At 67.6% G+C, this 19,031-nt stretch carries 19 protein-coding genes; 9 read left to right on the forward strand and 10 right to left on the reverse strand.

Features of this window, described 5'->3' with window-relative positions:
- The 4 genes from PMI12_RS22865 to PMI12_RS22880 all read left to right on the forward strand — a co-directional run.
- Nucleotides 1-670, forward strand: a 670-nt coding sequence (locus PMI12_RS22865) for an ABC transporter ATP-binding protein (RefSeq protein ID WP_007837187.1), incomplete at its 5' end; no start/stop codon positions are given.
- A 29-nt stretch (nucleotides 671-699) separates the two neighbouring features.
- Nucleotides 700-2,031 (forward strand): extracellular solute-binding protein, encoded by a 1,332-nt coding sequence (locus tag PMI12_RS22870; protein WP_007837188.1) that lies wholly within the window; start codon nucleotides 700-702, stop codon nucleotides 2,029-2,031.
- Nucleotides 2,032-2,051: 20 nt separating this feature from the next.
- Entirely contained in the window at nucleotides 2,052-2,927 is an 876-nt protein-coding gene (locus PMI12_RS22875; RefSeq protein WP_007837189.1) for a carbohydrate ABC transporter permease, read from the forward strand.
- Entirely contained in the window at nucleotides 2,924-3,748 is an 825-nt protein-coding gene (locus PMI12_RS22880; RefSeq protein WP_007837190.1) for a carbohydrate ABC transporter permease, read from the forward strand. Before PMI12_RS22875 ends, PMI12_RS22880 begins: the two co-directional genes overlap by 4 nt.
- 27 nt (nucleotides 3,749-3,775) lie before the next feature.
- On the opposite strand, the gene PMI12_RS22885 is transcribed toward PMI12_RS22880, so the two are convergent.
- Nucleotides 3,776-4,177 carry a phage holin family protein gene (locus tag PMI12_RS22885; RefSeq protein ID WP_007837191.1) on the reverse strand — a complete coding sequence of 134 codons (402 nt, stop codon included), beginning with the start codon at nucleotides 4,175-4,177 and terminating at the stop codon, nucleotides 3,776-3,778.
- 168 nt (nucleotides 4,178-4,345) lie between these two features.
- On the opposite strand from PMI12_RS22885, the gene shkS reads away from it, so the two are divergent.
- Nucleotides 4,346-5,761 carry a surface-behavior sensor histidine kinase ShkS gene (gene shkS / locus PMI12_RS22890; RefSeq protein WP_007837192.1) on the forward strand — a complete coding sequence of 472 codons (1,416 nt, stop codon included), beginning with the start codon at nucleotides 4,346-4,348 and terminating at the stop codon, nucleotides 5,759-5,761.
- A gap of 85 nt (nucleotides 5,762-5,846) precedes the next feature.
- Here shkS and PMI12_RS22895 read toward each other — a convergent pair whose 3' ends face one another.
- The 8 genes from PMI12_RS22895 to PMI12_RS22930 form a co-directional block, all read right to left on the reverse strand.
- Nucleotides 5,847-6,449 (reverse strand): LuxR C-terminal-related transcriptional regulator, encoded by a 603-nt coding sequence (locus PMI12_RS22895; RefSeq protein ID WP_007837193.1) that lies wholly within the window; start codon nucleotides 6,447-6,449, stop codon nucleotides 5,847-5,849.
- Between the two features lie 73 nt (nucleotides 6,450-6,522).
- Nucleotides 6,523-7,854, reverse strand: coding sequence for a tryptophan--tRNA ligase (locus PMI12_RS22900; RefSeq protein WP_007837194.1), 1,332 nt, complete (start codon nucleotides 7,852-7,854; stop codon nucleotides 6,523-6,525).
- Nucleotides 7,855-7,866: 12 nt separating this feature from the next.
- On the reverse strand, nucleotides 7,867-8,523 hold the full coding sequence (locus PMI12_RS22905; protein ID WP_007837195.1) for a site-2 protease family protein: 657 nt from the start codon (nucleotides 8,521-8,523) through the stop codon (nucleotides 7,867-7,869).
- A 40-nt stretch (nucleotides 8,524-8,563) separates the two neighbouring features.
- Nucleotides 8,564-9,199, reverse strand: a complete 636-nt coding sequence (locus PMI12_RS22910) for an L-threonylcarbamoyladenylate synthase (RefSeq protein ID WP_007837197.1) — start codon at nucleotides 9,197-9,199, stop codon at nucleotides 8,564-8,566.
- A gap of 18 nt (nucleotides 9,200-9,217) precedes the next feature.
- A complete protein-coding gene (locus PMI12_RS22915; protein ID WP_007837203.1) occupies nucleotides 9,218-10,195 on the reverse strand; it encodes a DMT family transporter in 978 nt (325 codons plus the stop codon).
- On the reverse strand, nucleotides 10,192-11,049 hold the full coding sequence (locus PMI12_RS22920; RefSeq protein WP_007837205.1) for a 3',5'-nucleoside bisphosphate phosphatase: 858 nt from the start codon (nucleotides 11,047-11,049) through the stop codon (nucleotides 10,192-10,194). The genes PMI12_RS22915 and PMI12_RS22920 overlap by 4 nt, the downstream gene beginning before the upstream one ends.
- Before the next feature lie 97 nt (nucleotides 11,050-11,146).
- Entirely contained in the window at nucleotides 11,147-12,190 is a 1,044-nt protein-coding gene (locus tag PMI12_RS22925) for a transporter (protein WP_007837212.1), read from the reverse strand.
- A 9-nt stretch (nucleotides 12,191-12,199) separates the two neighbouring features.
- Nucleotides 12,200-13,843, reverse strand: coding sequence for an inorganic phosphate transporter (locus PMI12_RS22930; RefSeq protein WP_007837214.1), 1,644 nt, complete (start codon nucleotides 13,841-13,843; stop codon nucleotides 12,200-12,202).
- Between the two features lie 145 nt (nucleotides 13,844-13,988).
- Between PMI12_RS22930 and ppk2 the strand changes: the two genes are divergently transcribed.
- Both ppk2 and PMI12_RS22940 read left to right on the forward strand, forming a co-directional pair.
- Complete coding sequence (gene ppk2 / locus PMI12_RS22935; protein WP_007837216.1) at nucleotides 13,989-14,909, forward strand: polyphosphate kinase 2; 921 nt, start codon at nucleotides 13,989-13,991, stop codon at nucleotides 14,907-14,909.
- Between the two features lie 62 nt (nucleotides 14,910-14,971).
- Nucleotides 14,972-16,012, forward strand: a complete 1,041-nt coding sequence (locus tag PMI12_RS22940; RefSeq protein WP_042674074.1) for an extracellular catalytic domain type 1 short-chain-length polyhydroxyalkanoate depolymerase — start codon at nucleotides 14,972-14,974, stop codon at nucleotides 16,010-16,012.
- 23 nt (nucleotides 16,013-16,035) lie between these two features.
- Here PMI12_RS22940 and PMI12_RS22945 read toward each other — a convergent pair whose 3' ends face one another.
- Nucleotides 16,036-16,962, reverse strand: coding sequence for an AraC family transcriptional regulator (locus PMI12_RS22945; protein ID WP_007837220.1), 927 nt, complete (start codon nucleotides 16,960-16,962; stop codon nucleotides 16,036-16,038).
- A gap of 116 nt (nucleotides 16,963-17,078) precedes the next feature.
- Between PMI12_RS22945 and PMI12_RS22950 the strand changes: the two genes are divergently transcribed.
- Together PMI12_RS22950 and PMI12_RS22955 are read left to right on the forward strand one after the other, a co-directional pair.
- Nucleotides 17,079-17,465 carry a hypothetical protein gene (locus tag PMI12_RS22950; RefSeq protein WP_007837222.1) on the forward strand — a complete coding sequence of 129 codons (387 nt, stop codon included), beginning with the start codon at nucleotides 17,079-17,081 and terminating at the stop codon, nucleotides 17,463-17,465.
- A gap of 73 nt (nucleotides 17,466-17,538) precedes the next feature.
- On the forward strand, nucleotides 17,539-19,017 hold the full coding sequence (locus PMI12_RS22955) for an MFS transporter (RefSeq protein WP_007837224.1): 1,479 nt from the start codon (nucleotides 17,539-17,541) through the stop codon (nucleotides 19,015-19,017).
- The last annotated feature ends 14 nt before the right edge of the window (nucleotides 19,018-19,031 follow it).

A 19,031-nucleotide genomic window follows, 5' to 3' on the forward strand; every position in this document is an offset into this window, starting at 1 on the left:
GGCCATCGGCCGCGCGATCGTGCGCGAGCCCCGGGTGTTCCTGTTCGACGAGCCGCTGTCGAACCTCGACGCCAAGCTGCGCGGCCACATGCGCGCCGAGCTTGCGCTGCTGCACGAGCGGCTGGCCAAGACCACTGTGTACGTCACGCACGACCAGATCGAGGCGATGACGCTGGCGGACCGCATCGTGATCTTCGACAAGGGCCGCATCCAGCAAGTCGGCACGCCCGGCGAGGTGTTCAACCGGCCGGCCACGCTGTTCGTTGCGGCCTTCATCGGCATGCCGGGCATGAACCTGCTGTCGGTGCGCTTCATCGGTCACGAGGGCAGCGGCGGGCTGCTGCGCGGCAATGGCTTCGAGTTGCCGGCGCCGGGGTGGCTGCGCGACCGCGTCACGTCGCCAGGCCAGCCGCTGACGGTCGGCATTCGCCCGCAGGCGCTGCGCATCGCGAGCGAGCGCGCGCCGCTGAACCTCCGGGTCGACGTGGTCGAGTACCTGGGCACAGAGAGCCAGGTGGTCGGCCACCTCGCGACGGCGGGCGGCGCGCGCATCACGGCCACGGTGCAGGGAGACGCGCACGGCCTGCTGCACACCACGGTCGGACTCACGGCCGGCACCGAGGACATGCATGTGTTCGACACGGCCAGCGGCCAGTCGCTGCGCCCCTGACAGCTTTCGTTTTTTCCAAGGAGAGGTTTATGCAACGCAGAGACGTTATCAAGAGCGCGGCCATCACGGTGTTCGGCGCGGGCCTGCCATTCAGTGGCGCGAACGCGCAGAACCGCCACGCGAAGTACTCGGGCCAGACCGTGACCCTCAACGTGCCATCGCATCCGCACTACGACGCGATGGCGAAGATCCTGCCGGAATTCACGCGAGAGACCGGCATCAAGGTCGAGGTCGACAAGCTTGCGATGGCGCGACTGAAGGACAAACAGCTGCTTGAAATGGCCAAGCCGCAGGGCGACTACGACCTCGCGAGCTACGTCGTGATGTGGAAGGGCGAGTACGTCGCGAAGAATCTCATCCGTCCGCTCGATCCGTACCTGGCGAATGCGGCGCTGGCCGATCCGGCCTACGATATCAAGGACATCATCCCGGTCTACCTGGAGAACCTCGGCCTCGTCGGCGGGCCGAAGGGCTACCTGCCGGGGCCGGGCGCCAAGCTCTATGGACTGCCCTATGGTGCCGAGACCTCGGTGCTCGCGTACCGGCGCGACATCTTCGCCAAGCACAACCTCCAGCCGCCGGAAAATTACGAGCAGTTCGGCAGGCTGCTGCGCCTCATCAAGGACAAGGAGGGCATTGGCGCGCTGGCCTCGCGCGGGCAGGCCGGCCACCAGTGCGTGCATGCGTGGTTGCTGCACCTGAACCCGATGGGCGGCGCGATCTTCGATGACAAGTGGAAGCCGCGCTTCAACGATCCCGTCGGCGTGGCCGCGCTCAAGTTCCTGCAGGAGGTGGTCGCTACCGGTCCCGCAGGCATTTCCGGCTACGGGCAGGGCGAGAGCAACACCGCGTTCCTGCAGGGCCAGGCCTCGATGTACCTCGACTCGACCTTGCTTGCGGGCCTTGTCAACGACCCGGCCAAGAGCCGCGTCGCGGGCAAGGTCAGCTGGGCGCTGCATCCGGCGGGCACGCGGCGCGCGTCGCAATCGGGCGGGCTGGGCCTCGCGATTCCGAAGAACGCGAAGAACGGCGACGCCGGCTTCCTGCTGATGCAGTGGCTCACGGCGAAGGCGCAGGACAAGGCGGTCGCGCGCGTGGGCGGCGTGCCGATCCGCCACTCAACCATGGCCGATGCCGACCTTGTGCGCCAATACCCCGAGTACATCGTGTTCCGCGAGGCGCTCAAGTACTCCAATCCCGACTGGCGTCCGATCATCCCCGCCTGGGACAAGATCAACGTGCAGGCGCTCGGCGTGGGCATCTCCGAGGCGCTGATCGGCAAGAAGACAGCCGAGACCGCGCTCAATGAGCTGGTTCCGGCGGTGACGAAGATCATGCGCGAAGCCGGCTACGCGGCCTGACGCTGAACGGACGCTTCGTCATGCGCAGACCCGGCTGGCTCCCAGCCTTCTACGTCGGCCCCGCCGTGCTCGTCATGGCGGCGGCCTGCCTCTACCCCGTGATCTCCGCGATCCAGCTGGGCTTCTTCGACTGGAGCCTGGGCACTCCCTGGTCGGAGGCGCGTTGGGTGGGCATGGGCAACTTCCTCGCGGCCTTCTCGAACCCGCGCGTGTGGTCGTCGCTGTGGACCACGCTGATGTTCGCCGCCGTCTGCGTGAGCGCGGAGATGGTGCTGGGCATTGCGCTGGCGCTCGCGCTCGAACACCCGGTGCGCGGCACGGCGTTCTTCCGCACGCTGTTCATCCTGCCGATGATGATTGCACCCATCGCCGTGGGGCTGGCGTGGCGCTACATCTTCGATGCGCAGTTCGGCTTGCTCAATGCGTTGCTGGGCCTGTTCGGCGTGGCGCCCATGGGTTGGCTGGCGGACCCGACGCTGGCCTTCATCGCCATCGTGATCGCCGACATCTGGCAGTGGACGCCCTTCGTCTTCATCATGATGGCGGCGGCGCTGGCGAACGTCGACGGCGCGGTCATCGAGGCCTCGCGCATCGACGGCGCGCGCTGGTGGCAGATGACCTTCAAGGTCAAGCTGCCGATGGTGATGAACGTGATCGCCATCACGCTGATGATGCGGCTCATCGACGCTTTCCGCGTGCTGGAGGTGATCTACGTGCTGACCTTCGGCGGGCCCGGCGACAGCACCGAAATCCTGTCGCTGCACATCTACAAGACGGCCTTCGTCGGGCAGCAGCTCGGCGTGGCGGCGGCCGTGTCGGTGCTGCTGCTGGCGGTGGTGGCGGTGCTGTCGTGGGGCGCGCTGCGGCTGTCCAACCCGATGAAGGAGTCGCCATGAAGCGGCCGTTTTCCCTGGTGGTCGCGCACTACACGATGCTGGCTGCGCTCGGCCTGCTGTGCGTGGCGCCCATTGCGCTGATCTTCGCGACCAGCCTGCGCCAGCAGGTGCAGATCTTCGCGCAGCCGCTGAACTTCATCTTCATGCCCACGCTGGAGAACTACCGCGCAGTGCTCACCGAGGACAACCTGGGCCGCTACCTGGGCAACAGCCTGTTCGTCGGTGTGATCGCGACCGCCATCACGCTGGTGTTCGGCTGCATGGCGGCCTATGGATTGGCGCGCTTTCGCTTTCCGGGGCGCACGGCGGTGGGCTATGCCACGCTGCTGCTGCGCACAGTGCCGCTGGCGGTGCTCGCGATTCCGGTGTTCATGATCTGGAGCCAGTGGCAGCTGGTGAACAGCCTCTGGGGGCTGATCCTGCTGTACGTGGCGGTGAACCTGCCGTTCACCATCTGGCTGCTCTATGGCTTCGTGCTGCAGGTGCCGGTGGAACTCGAAGAGGCAGCGGCCATCGACGGCTGTGGGCCGGTGCGCGTGTTCACCAAGGTGCTGCTGCCGCTGATGGGGCCGGGGCTCGCGGCGGCGTCGATCTTCACCTTCCGCATCGCGTGGAACGAGTTCATCCTCGCGCTGGTGCTGACCGACCGGCAGACGCGCACGCTGCCGGTGGCAGCGTCGCTGTTCGTCACCGACATGGGCGTGGATTGGGGCAAGGTGATGGCCATGGGCAGCCTCATCGCCATCCCGCCGCTGATCTTTACCTTCGTGGCCGCGCGGCAGATCATCACGGGGTTGACCGCGGGCGCGGTGAAGGGCTGAAAGTCCGGGGACAGAAGGTGGAGGCGCTCAGAGCCAGTTGCCGCTCTGCGGCATCTGCACCTTCTCGGCCGGGTCGCTGCCCGTGACGAGCGAGCCGATGAAGATGCTCAGCAGCGAGATGAAGATGCTCGCGAACAGCGCGGTCCAGAAGCCCGACACCCGGAAGCCTTTCACCAGCGCGGCCACCAGCAGGATCATCAGCGCGTTGATGACCAGCAGGAAGAGCCCGAAGGTCACCAGCGTCAGCGGCAGCGTGAGCACGATCAGCAGCGGCTTGACGATCGCGTTGGCCAGGCCCAGCAGCAGCGCCGAGACCACCAGCGCGCCGGTGCTGTCGAACTTGAGCCCGCGAAAGAGGTGGCTGGCCACCCACAGAGAGAGGGCGGTGATGGCCCAGTGGATGAGGAAGGGGGTCAGGTTGTTCAGCATGGGGTTCGGGTTGCACGAGCAGATGCCATGTTAGCCGGGGTGCCTGTGCCCACCCCGCCCGCCGGCAGGGCATGAATCCTTCCTGCTTAAGGTCCGGATCGGCGGGCGCCGTTTTCGAAGGTTACCTGGTGAAACGATGTTGGGCGGCCCGTTAAGATCCCCGGTCTTATGGCCAATGCGTCGATCGCCAGCATGACCCCCGCCCCGGCTTCGGCCGACGAAGCCGAATCATGGGTGCGCGGCGAACTCATTCGCAGCCTCATGCGCTCTGCGAAGGGCTCGTATTTCGTTTCGGGTGCGCTGATGCCGGCAATGGTCGGCCTGAGCTGGGCCTACGTGCCCCGCTGGGAACTGCTGACCTGGCTGGTGGCAGGCTTGCTCGCCACCGCTTGCCGCGCCTGGGGCGCACAGGTCTACGCGGTGCGCTATGCCGGGCGCAGTGCGGCGGCACAGCAGCAGTTCACGGAACGCTATGGCTTCGTCTGGAGCACCAGCGCGGTGGTGTGGGGCCTCTCGGTGCTGCTGTTCTTCGAGCGCACGCCGCAAGTCAACCAGTTCATGAGCTGGCTCATCGTGGCCGGCGTGGGCACCTTTCCGCTCAACGGGCTGGCGCTGCATCCGCCGCTGCTCAAGCGCTACGTCAACACGCTGTTCATCACGATGCTGGGTGCGGTGTTGCTGCGCCTGGCCTCGATCACCCTGCAGCATCCGCAGTTCCAGTTCGGCTACCTGATGCCGGTGCTGCCGGTGCTGCACTGGTTCCTGCTGCTGCGGGCGGGGCGGCACATTCACGAGACGGCGCGCAACAGCCTGGAGCTGCTGTTCCATAACCATATCCTGATCAAGTCGCTGACCCAGCAGCGGCAGGCGGCGGTATCGGCCGTGGCCATGAAGAACCGCTTCCTGGCCAGCGCTGCGCACGACATGCGCCAGCCGGTGCTGGCACTTTCGTTGTACGCAGATTGGCTGCGCAACGAGCCTGAACTGGTGCTGGAGCTCGCGCCCAAGATCGTGCGCGCCACGCACGCAGTGAATGCACTGTTCGACTCGATGTTCGACCTGGCGCGCATCGATTCGGGCCAGGTGCGCCTGCACGTCGAGCGGGTCGACATGTCCGAGCTGCTGCACGACCTCGAACTGCAATACCGCCCGGTAGCCGAGAGCCGCGGACTGGACTTCCGCGTGCACGCATGCGAGGGCTCGTTCCTGACCGACCCGATCCGCGTGCGCCGCATGATCGGCAACCTGCTGGCCAACGCGATCAAGTACACGACGGAAGGCGGCGTGCTGCTGGCCGCGCGGCAGACGCGCGACGGCCTGCGCGTGGAGGTGTGGGACACCGGCATCGGCATCGCGCCCGAGCATCTGCGCGACGTGTTCCTTGAGTTCTACAAGGTGGCGGACCATGCCGGCACCTCCGACGGCTTCGGCCTCGGGCTGGCCATCGTTGCGCGGCTGTCGCACGTGCTGGGCCACCCTGTCAGCGTGCGTTCGCGCCTGGGCCGCGGCAGCGTGTTCCGGGTGGCGCTGCACGACGCCGACGAGGCGGTGGCGCAGGCGCGGGTGAGTGCGTCGGGTGGTTGAGCAATCGTCCTCCGGTGCTCTTGCGCCGCCCATAAAAAAACCGCGCTGATGCGCGGTTTTTCATTTCCAGAAACCCCGAGGGGGGTTAACCAGATAGCAAACCGTTCGTGCGCGCGTAGTGCAGCGCCTGCGTACGGCTCTTCACGCCCAGCCTGCGGAACAGGCGCCACAGGTGCACCTTCACCGTGTGCTCGCTGATCTCCAGGTCGGTGGCGATGTCGCGGTTGCTCATGCCCTTGTCGAGCATGGCGATCAGCTGCGTCTGCCGCTTCGAGAGCTTGCCGCTGTTGGCGGCCGGCATCTCGTCGGCTTCGTCTTCCGAGCCTGCCATCAGCAGGCCGCGCAACGCCGCGGCCAGCTCGTTGGAGCTGGCCGACTTCTCGATGTAGGTGTCGGCGCCGGCCTCGATGCAGGCGTCCTCCATGTCCGCGGACGGCGCTGCCGAATACACGGCGATCGGCACGTTCGGATAGACCTGCTTGACCGCGATCACGCCCGACACGCCATTGGTGTCCGGGAGCTTCAGGTCCAGGCAGAAGAGGGTCGGCGCGCCACGCTGCTGCACAGAGCCCGCGAGCTTGTCGAGGCGCTCGAGCTCGACGATGTTCTCGGCCGGGCGCAAGCGCCGCAAGACCATCACGATCGCGTCGCGCATCAGGGGGTGGTCGTCGATGACATAAATGCTCATGTTTTCTTCCTTTGTGATCGCACCGTCTTCTCTCGTCCTGCTCACCGGCAGGTAAGCCGATGGGTTTGCCGGATCAACTCCCGCTGGTCGTGGGTGTTGCCTCCGCCAATGCCTCAAGCGCCTCGGTGACGGCGCGTGTTTCTTCTGTTCCGATGGGTTCCAGCTGGCCGGCCAGCGCGGCCAGCGCTTCGCCGCGCTGCGTCTGCAAGAGCGCGATGGTACGGCCCGCTTCCTGCGGCGATGCGAATCCACGGCTCTGCAGCAGGGTTTCGCCGCGCGCATCCAACAGCTTGAAATAGAACAGCCCGTCCGCCTTCTCGCGGTACTGCTTGAAACTGGGCTTCGCGACCTTGGCCGCCCGGGCTTGCCCGGCGTCCTTGCCGGCCGCGAGATTGCGCAGGCCGACCGCATGGCGCAGGCTGGCCATGAAGGGCTTCGACAGGGCCTGCGCCTTCGCGGCGCCGGAGAGCAGGATGCGCTCGATTTGGGCCGGGTCGTTCATGAGCGCGTCGTAGCGTGCGCGCAGCGGCGCCACTTCCTGGTCGATGCGCTCGAACAGCAACTGCTTGGCGTCGCCCCAGCCGATGCCGCCGGCGTACGCCTTGCGCAGCGTCTCGGTTTCCTCGGCGCTGGCGAAGGCCTGGTAGATCTGGAACAGTGCCGAGCCTTCGGTGTCCTTGGGCTCGCCGGGCGCGCGCGAGTCGGTCACGATGCCGGCAATCTGCTTTTGCAGCTGTGCACGCGGTGCGAACAGCGGGATCGTGTTGCCGTAGCTCTTGCTCATCTTGCGGCCGTCGAGGCCGGGCAGGGTGGCGACGGCGTCGTCGATCTCGGCTTCGGGCAGCGTGAAGTGCTCGCCGTACTGGTGGTTGAAGCGCTGCGCCATGTCGCGCGCCATCTCGATGTGCTGCACCTGGTCGCGGCCCACGGGCACCTTGTGGGCGTTGAACATCAGGATGTCGGCGCCCATGAGCACCGGGTACATGAAGAGGCCGGCCGTCACGTCGGCGTCGGGGTCCTCGCCCTTGGCCACGTTCTTGTCGAGCTGCGCCTTGTAGGCATGCGCGCGGTTGAGCACGCCCTTGCCGGTCACGCAGGTGAGGAACCAGGTCAGCTCGGGGATCTCGACGATGTCCGACTGGCGGTAGAAGGTGACGCGCTCGGGGTCGAGCCCGCAGGCCAGCCAGCTGGCGGCAATCTCGAGGGTGGAGCGCTGGATCAGCGCCGGCTCCTGTACCTTGATGAGCGCGTGGTAGTCGGCCAGGAAGAAGAAGCTCTGCACGCCGGGCGCGACGCTTTGCCGCACCGAGTGGCGGATCGAGCCGACGTAGTTGCCGAGGTGCGGCGTGCCCGAGGGCGTGATGCCGGTCAGGACGCGCAAGGAAGCTTTGGAAGACGAGGCCATTTGACGAAGAACTTAACGCAGCGGAGAAAGAAGGAGATTGATGAAGTCGTAGCCAAGGGTCATCAATGGCCGCATCCAGAAGGTGTCCAGGATTCTTGCAATGATCAATCCCATCACAATAAAGAAGCCAAAAGGTTCAATGCGGGCCAGGAAATTCTGTGCGGGCCCATTTGGCAGCAAGCCGGCGAGCACGCGCCCACCATCGAGCGGCGGTAGCGGGAACAGGTTCAAGGCGCACATGACGAGATTGACCCGGATGCCGGCTTCCGCCATCTCGCGAAAGAATTCCTCATCGATATCGAGAAGCTTGAGCGACGCCCAAACCAGCGTCCAAAGCAAGGCCTGAATGAAGTTCGACATCGGCCCGGCCAGCGCCACCCAGATCATGTCGCGCTTCGGATGGTGCAGCCGCCCGAAGTTGACCGGCACCGGCTTGGCATAGCCGAACAGGAAGGCGCCCGAGGTCGCGAAGTACAGCATCAACGGCATCAGGATGGTCCCGATGGGATCGATGTGCTTCATCGGGTTGAGGGTGACCCGTCCCATGACCTCGGCCGTGTTGTCGCCGAAATGGCGTGCCACATACCCGTGTGCCGCCTCGTGCACTGTGATCGCGAAGATCACCGGCAGCGCGTAGATCAGGATGGTCTGTATCAGGTTGGAATCCACTGGGCGATTGTGTCAGATGGGAGTGGTTATCAGCCCGATTTCAGAGGCCGAGCACGGCCAATGCACCGCGTCCCTGACGCACCACGACCGGGTCGTCGCCCGTGCCCATGGGCGTGAGGTCGACCACGGTGGTCGGCTGCGAAGAGCAGGCGCCGGCATCGATGACCGCGGCGATCTGCTTCTCGAAGCGCTCGCGGATGGTCTGCGCGTCGTTCAGCGCATCGGTCTCGCCGGGAGCGATCAGCGTGGTGGCCAGCAGCGGCGCGCCGTGCAGCGACAGCAGCTCCAGCAGCACCTTGTGGTCGGGCACGCGCAGGCCGATGGTCTTGCGCTGCGGATGGCTCACGCGGCGCGGCACTTCCTTGGTCGCTTCGAGCAGGAAGGTGTAGGGGCCGGGCGTGGCCGCCTTCAGCAGGCGGTACTGCTTGTTGTCGACGCGTGCGTAGTTGGCCAGCTCGCTCAGGTCGCGGCACAGCAGCGTGAGGTGGTGCTTCTCGTCGACCTGGCGGATGCGGCGCAGCTGGTCGACCGCGTCCTTGTCGTCGAGGTGGCAGGCCAGCGCGTAGCTGGAGTCGGTGGGCACGGCCACGATCTCGCCGCGTGCCAGCAGCGTGGCGGCCTGCTTCAGCAGCCGCTGCTGCGGGTTCTCGGGGTGGACTTCGAAGTACTGGGCCATGAGGGAAAGATCTCCTGATCAGGATTCGGCGGGTTCGATGGGCACGCGGCGCTCGCGCACCGTGAGCCACGCACCGGCCGCGCCGCAGACCGCGATCAGCGCCATGCCGATGAGCGAATAGCGGTCGGGCATCTGTGAAAAAACGAGCCAGCCGCCCAGCATGGCAAAGGCGATCTGGGCATAGAGGTACGGCGTGAGCGTGGACGCCGGCGCGCGCTGGTAAGCCAGGATCAGGATGAAGTGGCCCACCGTGCCCATGAAGCCCATCAGGCACAGCAGCGCCCACCATTGCCAGGAAGGCAGGGCGGCCCATACGAAAGGCAGCGCGAACGACGCGAGCAGCGTGCCGACCCAGCCCGTGTAGAAGTGCATGGTGAGCGGGTTCTCGGTCTGCGCCAGTTTGCTCGTGAGCACCTGGAACCACGCGTTGGTCAGCACCAGCCCGATGGGCAGCAGGACCGCCCAGCCAAAGGCCTCGCCGCCCGGGCGCAGGATGACGAGCGTGCCGATGAAGCCGCCCGCCACCAGCATCCAGCGCAGCGGCGAGACCTGCTCCTTGAGCACGGTGGCCGCCAACAGCGTGATCACCAGCGGCGCGATCAGCACGATCGAAGTGAACTCGGCCAGCGGCATGTAGCGCAGGCTCAGGAAGGCCAGCGTGCTCGACACCAGCAGCAATGCGCCGCGCAGCAACTGGTAGCGCGGGTGCCGCGTGCGCAGCAGCGCCGTGCCGTGCAGCGGGAGCAGCACCGCCGTGGTTGCCGCGGCCTGGAAGGCATAGCGAAACCAGACGGCCATCAAGATGGGCACGCCGATGGTCGAGAACTTGGTGGCGGTGTCGAGCGTGGCGAAGCAGGCACTCGCGACCAGCACCATGCCGATGCCCGCGAGGATGCGTTCCGATTCCTTGCTGCGGCTGCGCTGCTGCGCCACGCGCGCATTCGCCAGCGCAACGGTAGCCGCGTTGTCGATACCGGGCCCGGAACTCTGCCTCACTGCTGGATGCGATCGCCGAGCAGTTCCCACACAGGAGTGAGCGCACCGGGCAACGGCGGCAGCTTGCCGAGGTCGCAGTGGCTCTCGTCGGGGCTGTGGAAATCGCTGCCGCGCGAGGCGGCGAAATCGAATTCGAGCGCCTTGTCGGCGTACTCGACGAACTCGGCCGGCGTGTGGCTGCCGGTGACGACCTCGATCGCCTTGCCACCGTGCGCCTTGAATTCGAGGAACAGCGCGTACTCCTCGTTGGCCGTGAACTTGTAGCGGCCCGGGTGCGCGATCACGGCCATGCCCTTGGCGCCGGTGATCCATTGCACCGCGTCCTTCAGCGTGGCCCAGCGGTGCGGCACGTAGCCGGGCTTGCCTTCGGTGAGGAACTTGCGGAACACCTCGGGCGTGTCGCGGCAGTGGCCCTTCTCGACGAGGAAGCGCGCGAAGTGCGTGCGCGAAATGAGTTCGGGGTTGCCGACGAACTTGAGCGCACCTTCGTACGCGCCGTGGATGCCGACCTTGGCCAGCCCCTCGGACATTTCCTGTGCGCGCTTGCCGCGGCCCCCGCGCGTGTCGTAGAGGCCTTGCAACATGGCCGCGTCGTCGGCATCGAAGCCCAGGCCGACGATGTGCACCGTTTCGCCCGCGAAGGTCACGGAGATCTCGGTGCCGGTGAGGTAGCGCATGCCGTTGGCACGGGCCGCGGCGGCGGCGCGATGCTGGCCGCCGACCTCGTCGTGGTCGGTGAGGGCCCAGAGTTCGACCCCGTTGGCGGCTGCGCGCGCGGCCAGTTCTTCGGGCGTCAGCGTGCCGTCGGAGACCACGGAGTGGCAGTGAAGATCGGCATTGAGGATGGAGGACACCCCGCCATTCTAGGGGGTCTGGAACATCGATGCGGGCGCATGGATGCTGCGCGAGACGCTACTAAATAAATAGCATTACTGCGCCGTGGCATGGGGCTCAGCGCTTCTTGCGGAAAGCCGCCCAGGCCGCCACCGCGGTGAAGCTCGCGACGATCGCCACCACGATCCAGAAGCCGTGCTTGTGGTCCGCCAGCGGAATGCCGCCCACGTTCATGCCGAACAGGCCCGCCAGTATGTTGATCGGCAGCGCCAGCACCGTGACCACCGTCAGCACGAACAGGCTGCGGTTGTTGTCCTCGTTGACGTTGGCGGCGATCTCTTCCTGCAGCAGCTTGATGCGCTCCTGCAGCGCCTGCATGTCGCGCAGCACTACCGAGAACTCCTCGGTCGAGCCGCGCAGCGCCTGCGCGTCGGGCTCGGACATCCAGCCCGGAGGCCCCTGCAGCAGGCGGAACAGCGCGGCCGGCTCCGGCGCCAGCAGCCGCTGCAGCCGCACCAGCAGCCGGCGCAGCACGCCGAGCCGCGCGCGCTTGTGGTCGAGGCGGCCGGCGAGCAACTCGTCCTCGATGCGGTCGATGCGCGAGGTGACGCCGCGCACGATCTTCACCAGCACATCGGCCTGCGCACGCAGCAGGTGCTCGAGCAGCTCGGTGCTCGAGCGCGGCGCGTCGCCCGCCTTCACGGCCGTGCGCAGCGTGTCGACCGAGCGCAGCGGCTTGGTGCGCGCCGTGACCACGAGGCGCGGGCCCACGCTGATCCACAGCGTGGAGATGTCCGAGGGCTCGAAGCTGAACTCGAAATGCACGTCGTTGATGACGGCGATCAGCGAATCGTCGTCGCGCTCGATGCGCGTGGAGGGCAGGCCTTCGTGCAGCGTCTCGTAGAAAGTGTCGGAGAGGTTCGCGTGCCGCAACAGCCAGCGCTCCGCATGCGCGTGGCTCAGGTTGAAATGGAGCCAGACGTACGCGGGGTTTTCCTCGGTGCATTCACGGTCGCGCTCTTCGGCCAGCCATGCGGCGGCTTGCGCCGAGTCGATGGCCCGCGCGGGCTCCGCTGCCGAGGCGTCGAAGAGGTAACCGGAGATCAGCCCGGCTTCGTCGCCGCCATAGGACTGGGCGGCGAGGTCATGGAGTGCCGACAAGATGCGTGGTCAGAAGATGCGGGTGAACAGCCAGTAGAGCGACCCCGACAGCAGCATCGCCACCGGCAGCGTCAGCACCCAGGCCAGCGCGAGGTTGCGCAGCGTGGACATCTGCAGGCCCGAGCCGCTTGCCGTCATGGTGCCGGCCACGCCGGAGGACAGCACGTGCGTGGTCGACACCGGCAGCCCGTACATGTCGGCCGCACCGATGGTGATCATCGCCACCACTTCGGCCGAGGCGCCTTGCGCGTAGCTCAGGTGCGTCTTGCCGATCTTCTCGCCCACCGTGACGACGATGCGCTTCCAGCCGATCATCGTGCCCAGCCCCAATGCGATGGCGACCGCAACCTTGACCCACAGCGGGATGAAGCGCGTCGCATCGTCCAGCTCCTGGCGGAACGCGCCCACGCGCAGCTTCGTCTCGCCGTCGAACCTGGCGGCGCCGCTCTTGTCGAGGTGGCGGATGGCTTCGGAGGCCAGGTACATGTCGTTGCGCACGTTGGCGACGGCCTCTGACGGCACCGCGGCCAGCGAGCCGTGCCTGCGCACCTGCTCGCCGATGCTGCCCGCGGTCGCGGCCAGCGCGGGCACCACCGCGGGGCCGAACTCGCGCGTGCGCACGTAAGTGGAAAGCGTCTCGCGCGCAGCGGCGGGTTGCGGCGCCGCCTGCTGCGCGGGCTGAGAACCGGACACGCTGCGGTTCAGCGCGTTCTGCGCCATCTCGGCCACGGCCACGAACTTCACGGTCTCGTTGGCGGGCATCGCGCGGTTCAGCGCATAGGCCATCGGCACCGTGCCCACGAGGATCAGCATGATCAGTCCCATGCCCTTCTGGCCGTCATTGGAGCCGTGCGCGAACGACACGCCCGTGCAGGTCAGGATCAGCAGGCCGCGGATCCACCACGGCGGCGGCTCGCTGCCCTTGGGCTCTTCATACAGTGCGCGGTTCTTCACGAAGGCGCGCAGCGCCAGCAGAAGCAGGGCGGCGCAGCCGAAGCCGACCATCGGCGACAGCAGCAGCGAATAGCCCACCTTGGTGGCCTGCGCCCAGTCGACACCGCTGGTGCCGTCGCGGCCATGCATCAGCGCATTGGCCACGCCCACGCCGATGATCGAGCCGATCAGCGTGTGCGAGGAAGAAGCCGGCAGCCCGAGCCACCATGTGCCCAGGTTCCAGATGATGGCGGCGATCAGCAGCGCGAACACCATCGCGAAGCCCGCGCCCGAACCCACCTGCAGGATCAGTTCCACCGGCAGCAGCGCGATGATGCCGAAGGCCACTGCGCCGCTGGACACCAGCACGCCCAGGAAGTTGAAGAAGCCCGACCACACCACCGCGAAGTTGGGCGGCAGCGAGTGCGTGTAGATCACCGTGGCCACCGCGTTGGCCGTGTCGTGGAAGCCGTTGACGAACTCGAAGCCCAGTGCAATCAGCAAGGCCACGCCCAGCAGGATGTAGGGCACCCAGGTGGTGACCGGCGCACCCGAGGCCGCGACGTCGCCGACCAGGCTCCAGGCCGTGAAGAGCAGGCCGGCGGCCAGCAGGCCCACGAAGGTGATGAGCGTGAGCGGGCCGGGCTTGGCGTCGAGCCTGGGCCGGTGCGCCGAGGACGCGGACGGCAACTCGGCATGCAGGGCTGCGAGCGTGTTCATGGGCGATTCTGGGGTGTTGGAATGGCTTCGGATGGTGTTCGCGCCGTGTGACAACGGCGTGTCAATCGGCTTCGGGCCGTCACGCAGCCGTCATATGGGGCGAGCAGCATGCTTTTTTCGACCCTTTCACTTCTTCTTGCCCACCATGCTGACGAGCGCACTTCCCGACCACGAAGACCTGATGCAACGCATCGCCCGCGACCTGATCGACAGCTACGACGAAGAGCTCGAACTGGAGATCGAGGACCGCAACATCGACGGCCTCGATCCGTCAGCCACCGTGTCCGCCGACAAGGCTGCCCGCCAGGCCTACTTCAAGGAGCTGTTCCGCCTGCAGGGCGAACTGGTCAAGCTGCAGGACTGGGTGCAGCACAGCAAGCAGAAGGTCGTCATCCTGTTCGAAGGCCGCGATGCGGCGGGCAAGGGCGGCGTCATCAAGCGCATCACGCAGCGCCTGAATCCGCGCGTGGCCCGTGTCGCCGCATTGCCCGCGCCCAACGACCGCGAACGCACGCAGTGGTACTTCCAGCGCTACGCCGCGCACCTGCCCGCCGCGGGCGAGATGGTGCTGTTCGACCGCAGTTGGTACAACCGCGCCGGCGTCGAGCGCGTGATGGGCTTCTGCACGGACGACGAGTACGAGGAGTTCTTCCGCACCGTGCCCGAGTTCGAGAAGATGCTGGTGCGCTCGGGCATCAAGCTCATCAAGTACTGGTTCTCCATCACCGACGACGAGCAGCACATGCGCTTTCTCGGCCGCATCCACGATCCGCTCAAGCAATGGAAGCTGAGCCCGATGGACCTCGAGAGCCGCCGCCGCTGGGAGGAATACACCAAGGCGAAGGAAATCATGCTGGAGCGCACCCACATCCCCGAGGCGCCGTGGTGGGTGGTGCAGGCGGTCGACAAGAAGAAGGCGCGGCTGAACTGCATCAGCCACCTGCTGGGCCAGCTGCCCTACAACGAGGTGCCGCATCCGCCGGTGGAGCTGCCGGAGCGCGTACGCCATGCGGACTACCTGCGCCAGCCCGTGCCGGCCAACATGATCGTGCCGGAGATCTACTGAGGCGCCGGATGGCGGGGGGCCGCCGTTTGGCCGCCCGGCGCTTTGCCTTCACACTGCGCGCCATGGCCCGTCGTTCCACCGCTTCCGTCTTCGCCCGCGCCTACGAGCGCAACCTCAAGGCACTCACCAAGCTCACGTTGAGCAACAGCAAGCGCGTGGCGGGGCAGGTGCAGCGCGCCACCGCCAAGCGGCTCAAGCCGCCGCCAGGCCGTGGCGACTGGCTCAGCGGCATGGCGATGGGGCCGGGCGGCGCGCGCGGCTATCACCTGTTCCGTCCGGCCGACCTGCAACTGCAGCCCGGCGAGAAACTGCCGCTCATGGTCATGCTGCACGGCTGTGGCCAGACCGGGCGCGACTTTGCCGCGAGCACGCGCATGAACGCGCTGGCCGTGCGCCAGCGCTTCCTGGTGCTCTATCCCGAGCAGGACCGGATCGCCCACCCGCAGGGCTGCTGGAACTGGTACGAGCGCCGCTCCGGCAAGGCCGACGCCGAAGCCGCGACGCTGATGGCCGCCATCGACCAGGCCTGCATGCTGTATCCCGTGGACCGCGACCGCGTGGCGCTTGCCGGTCTCTCGGCCGGCGCGAGCATGGCGGCCCTGCTTGCGACGCGCTATCCGAACCGCTTCCGCGCCGTCGTCATGCACTCGGGTGTGGCGCCCGGCGCAGCGAAGTCGTCGGCCACCGCCCTCGGCGCCATGCGTGGACAGAATGTGCCGCCGATGCCTGCCACGGCGGTCGGCAAGGCGATGGGCGCTGCGGCCGTCTTCACCACCTTGCCGCCGATGCTGGTGTTGCACGGCGATGCCGACGCGGTGGTCGCGCCGAGCAATGCCGTCAGCAGCGCCGCGGTGTGGGCCACGGCCGTGGGCGCGCGGCCCGGACTGCCGCGCGACATGCAGCGCGGCAAGCGCCGCGCAATGCGCGTGACCGACTTCAGGCGCAAGGGCCGCGCGCTCGTCACGCTGTGCGAGATCGCGGGGCTGGGCCATTCGTGGAGCGGCGGCGCGCCGAAGCTGCTGTTCAGCGACCCCGAGGGGCCCGATGCCACGCGCATGGCCTGGGCGTTCGCGGCGGCGCAGTTCAAGGCCGCAGTGCCGTAGCGAAGGCCTGAAGAGAGGAGGCGCTATGCCGTGGCGCCTTCGCGCGCGGCCGCCCGCCACGCACCGGGCGCAATGCCCTTCTCGCGCTTGAAGGCCTTGCTGAATGCGGCCTCCGATTCGTAGCCCACCGCGCTTGCGATCGCGCCCACCGCGGCATCGCCCTGGCCGAGCATGTTGCCGGCCTTGAACATGCGCCATTGCGTGAGGTACTCCAGCGGCGACTGCCCCACACGCTCGCGAAAGCGCTGCGCGAAGGCGGAGCGCGACAGGCTCGCGGCACCGGCCAGCGCCTCCACCGTCCAGCCGTGTGCGATGTCCTTGTGCATGGCGCGCAGGGCCGGGCCGATGCGCGCGTCGGCCAGCGCGGCCAGCCAGCCGGTCTGCGATTCGCCATTCGCCGCGACGTGCGCGCGCACCGCCTGCACGAACACGATGTCGGCCAGCCGGCTCACGAGCAGGCTGGAGCCGAGACCCGGCTCGCCGGTTTCCATGGCCAGCAGCTGCAGCGTGCCCTGCAGCGCCAGGGCGCGTGCCTGCTCCATCTTCACGTGCAGCAGCACTGGCAACAGCGCCAGCAGCGGCTGCGCGGCGCGCTGGTCGAAGTGAAACCAGCCGCAGATCACCGAGGCCGCGGTGCCCGTGCCGCCCAGTTCCACCAGTCCGCCGATGCGGTCGCGCACGACGGAGGTGCAGCTCACCGTGGGCGTGTTCGGATGGTCGCGCAGCACGTAGGGCGTGCCGTGCGCCAGCACATAGCAGTCGCCCGCCGCCAGCGCCACCTGCTGCGCCACGCCCTCGACCTCGAGCAGGCAGCCGCCGCGCACCACGAGCCCGAAGCGCGCGCTCTCGCCGCCGGCCAGGCTCAGGCCCCAGGGTGCGCGGGCCTCGAGGCGGGCATACAAGGCGCTGCGCACGCGCATCGCGGCAAAGACATCGTCGAGCGGGTCCATGGGCGGCTCCTGTGGTGTTGGACGAATGGACAAGAAGGGTGGATTTTCGGGCATTCACTGTCCAGCAGTCGAGGCCGAAACTGCGGCTTCACTCTTGCAGCACACCGGAGCAGACCATGAATGAACGCAATGAATCCGCCGAACTCGCCGAGCGCTACGTCGCAGCCTGGAACGAGCCCGATGCCACCGCGCGCCGCACCGCGATCGCCGGCCTCTGGGTGCCCGAGGGCGAGCACTACGTGCGCACGCTGCAGGCCAAAGGCTACGAGGCGCTGCATCGGCGGGTCACCGGCTCGCACGAGAAGAACGTGCGCGATGCGGGCTTTCGCTTCGTCTGCGCGGGCGATGCCCAGTTCCTGCACGACGCGGTGATGTTCCATTGGCACATGGTCCCGGCCGCGGGCGGCCCGGTGGCCGCGCTGGGGCTGCAGTTCCTGGTGCTGGCCGGGGACGGCCGCATTGCCGTCGATTACCAATTCATCCTGCCGACGCCTTCCGTCTGAGCGGCCGGCGCATCGGCCATGACCTCGCAGGTCATTGTCGTCGCGCCCCTTTCTCCCAACACTGGTTACCACCATGACTCAGTCGAACATCGCTGCCTCGGCAGCATCGCTTTCTCCATCGGGCGGCCAGCAGAGCGCAGGCGCGACCGGGCCCGGCCGGCTCGGCTTGTGGGTCATGCTCAGCGGCACTTTCCTGGTGGTGCTGGATTTCTTCATCGTCAACGTCGCGCTGCCGTCGATGCAGCGCGAACTGCTGGCGAGCGCCGGCACCCTGCAGCTGGTGGTGGCGGGCTACGGACTGGCCACCGCGGCGGGACTGATCACCGGCGGCCGGCTCGGCGACCTGTTCGGCAGGCGCCGCATGTTCATGCTGGGCCTGCTGCTGTTCACGCTGGCCTCCGCGGCCTGCGGCTTCGCGCCGAATGCCGAGATGCTGGTGGCCGCGCGCGTGCTGCAGGGCCTGGCCGGGGCGCTGCTGCAGCCGCAGGTGCTGGCGATGATCGGGCTGGCCTACATCGGCGAAGGCCGGGCGCGCGCCTTCGCGGCCTACGGGCTCACGCTGGGGCTCGGTGCCACGCTCGGGCAACTGGTCGGCGGCCTGCTGATCCACGCCGATCCGGCGGGGCTCGGCTGGCGCAGCTGTTTCCTCATCAACGTGCCCATCGGGCTGCTGGCATGGGTGCTCGCGCCGCGCGTCATTCCGCCGCTGGCGAACAGCGGCAACAGCAGGCTCGACCTCGCCGGCATGCTGCTGGCGGCCGCGGGATCGGTGGCCGTGGTGCTGCCGCTGGTGGAAGGGCGCGAGCAAGGCTGGCCGCTGTGGAGCTGGCTGTGCCTTGCGGCCGCGCTGCCCTTGCTGGCCGCATTCGCTTTTCAGCAGCGCCGGCTCGCCCTGCGCGGCGGTGCGCCGCTGGTGGCGCCGGCGCTGCTGGCCAACGGCCGCTTTGTCACGGGCCTGCTCACCACGCTGGCCTTCTACGTGGGCAACGCCTCGCTGTACTTCGTGCTGGCGCTGTACCTGCAGCAGGGCCTGGCGCTGGGCCCGTTGGCGTCGGGCATGGTCTTCACTTCGCTGGCGGTCGGTTTCTTCGCGACGTCGATGGCCGGTGCGCGCCTCGCACGGCGTTTCGGCGGCAAGCCGCCCATCGCGCTCGGCGCCCTCGTGCTGGCGGCGGGGCATGCGCTGCAGTTCGTCAACGTGGCGGGATGGGCGGGCCACTCGCATGTGGTCGCCTGGATGGTCCCGCTGCTGCTGGTGCAGGGCGCAGGCCTCGGCATGGTGATGGCGCCGCTGGTGTCCACCGTGCTGGCCGGCCTGCCGCCGCAGCATGCGGGCGTGGCCTCGGGCGTGCTGTCGATGGTGCAGCAGGCGAGCAATGCGCTGGGGGTGGCGTTGATCGGGATCCTGTTCTATGGGAGGCTGGAGAATGCGACGGACACCGCTGCGTATTCGGGCGCGTTCGGGGTGGCGCTGGTGTACCTGATGGTGTCGGCTCTTCTCGTCGCGATGTTCCACTGGCGAGGCACCCGGCCCTCGGCGCCCCGGTTGTGACGCCTTGCCCAATC

The organism is Variovorax sp. CF313 (assembly GCF_000282635.1).
GTDB lineage: Bacteria > Pseudomonadota > Gammaproteobacteria > Burkholderiales > Burkholderiaceae_C > Variovorax.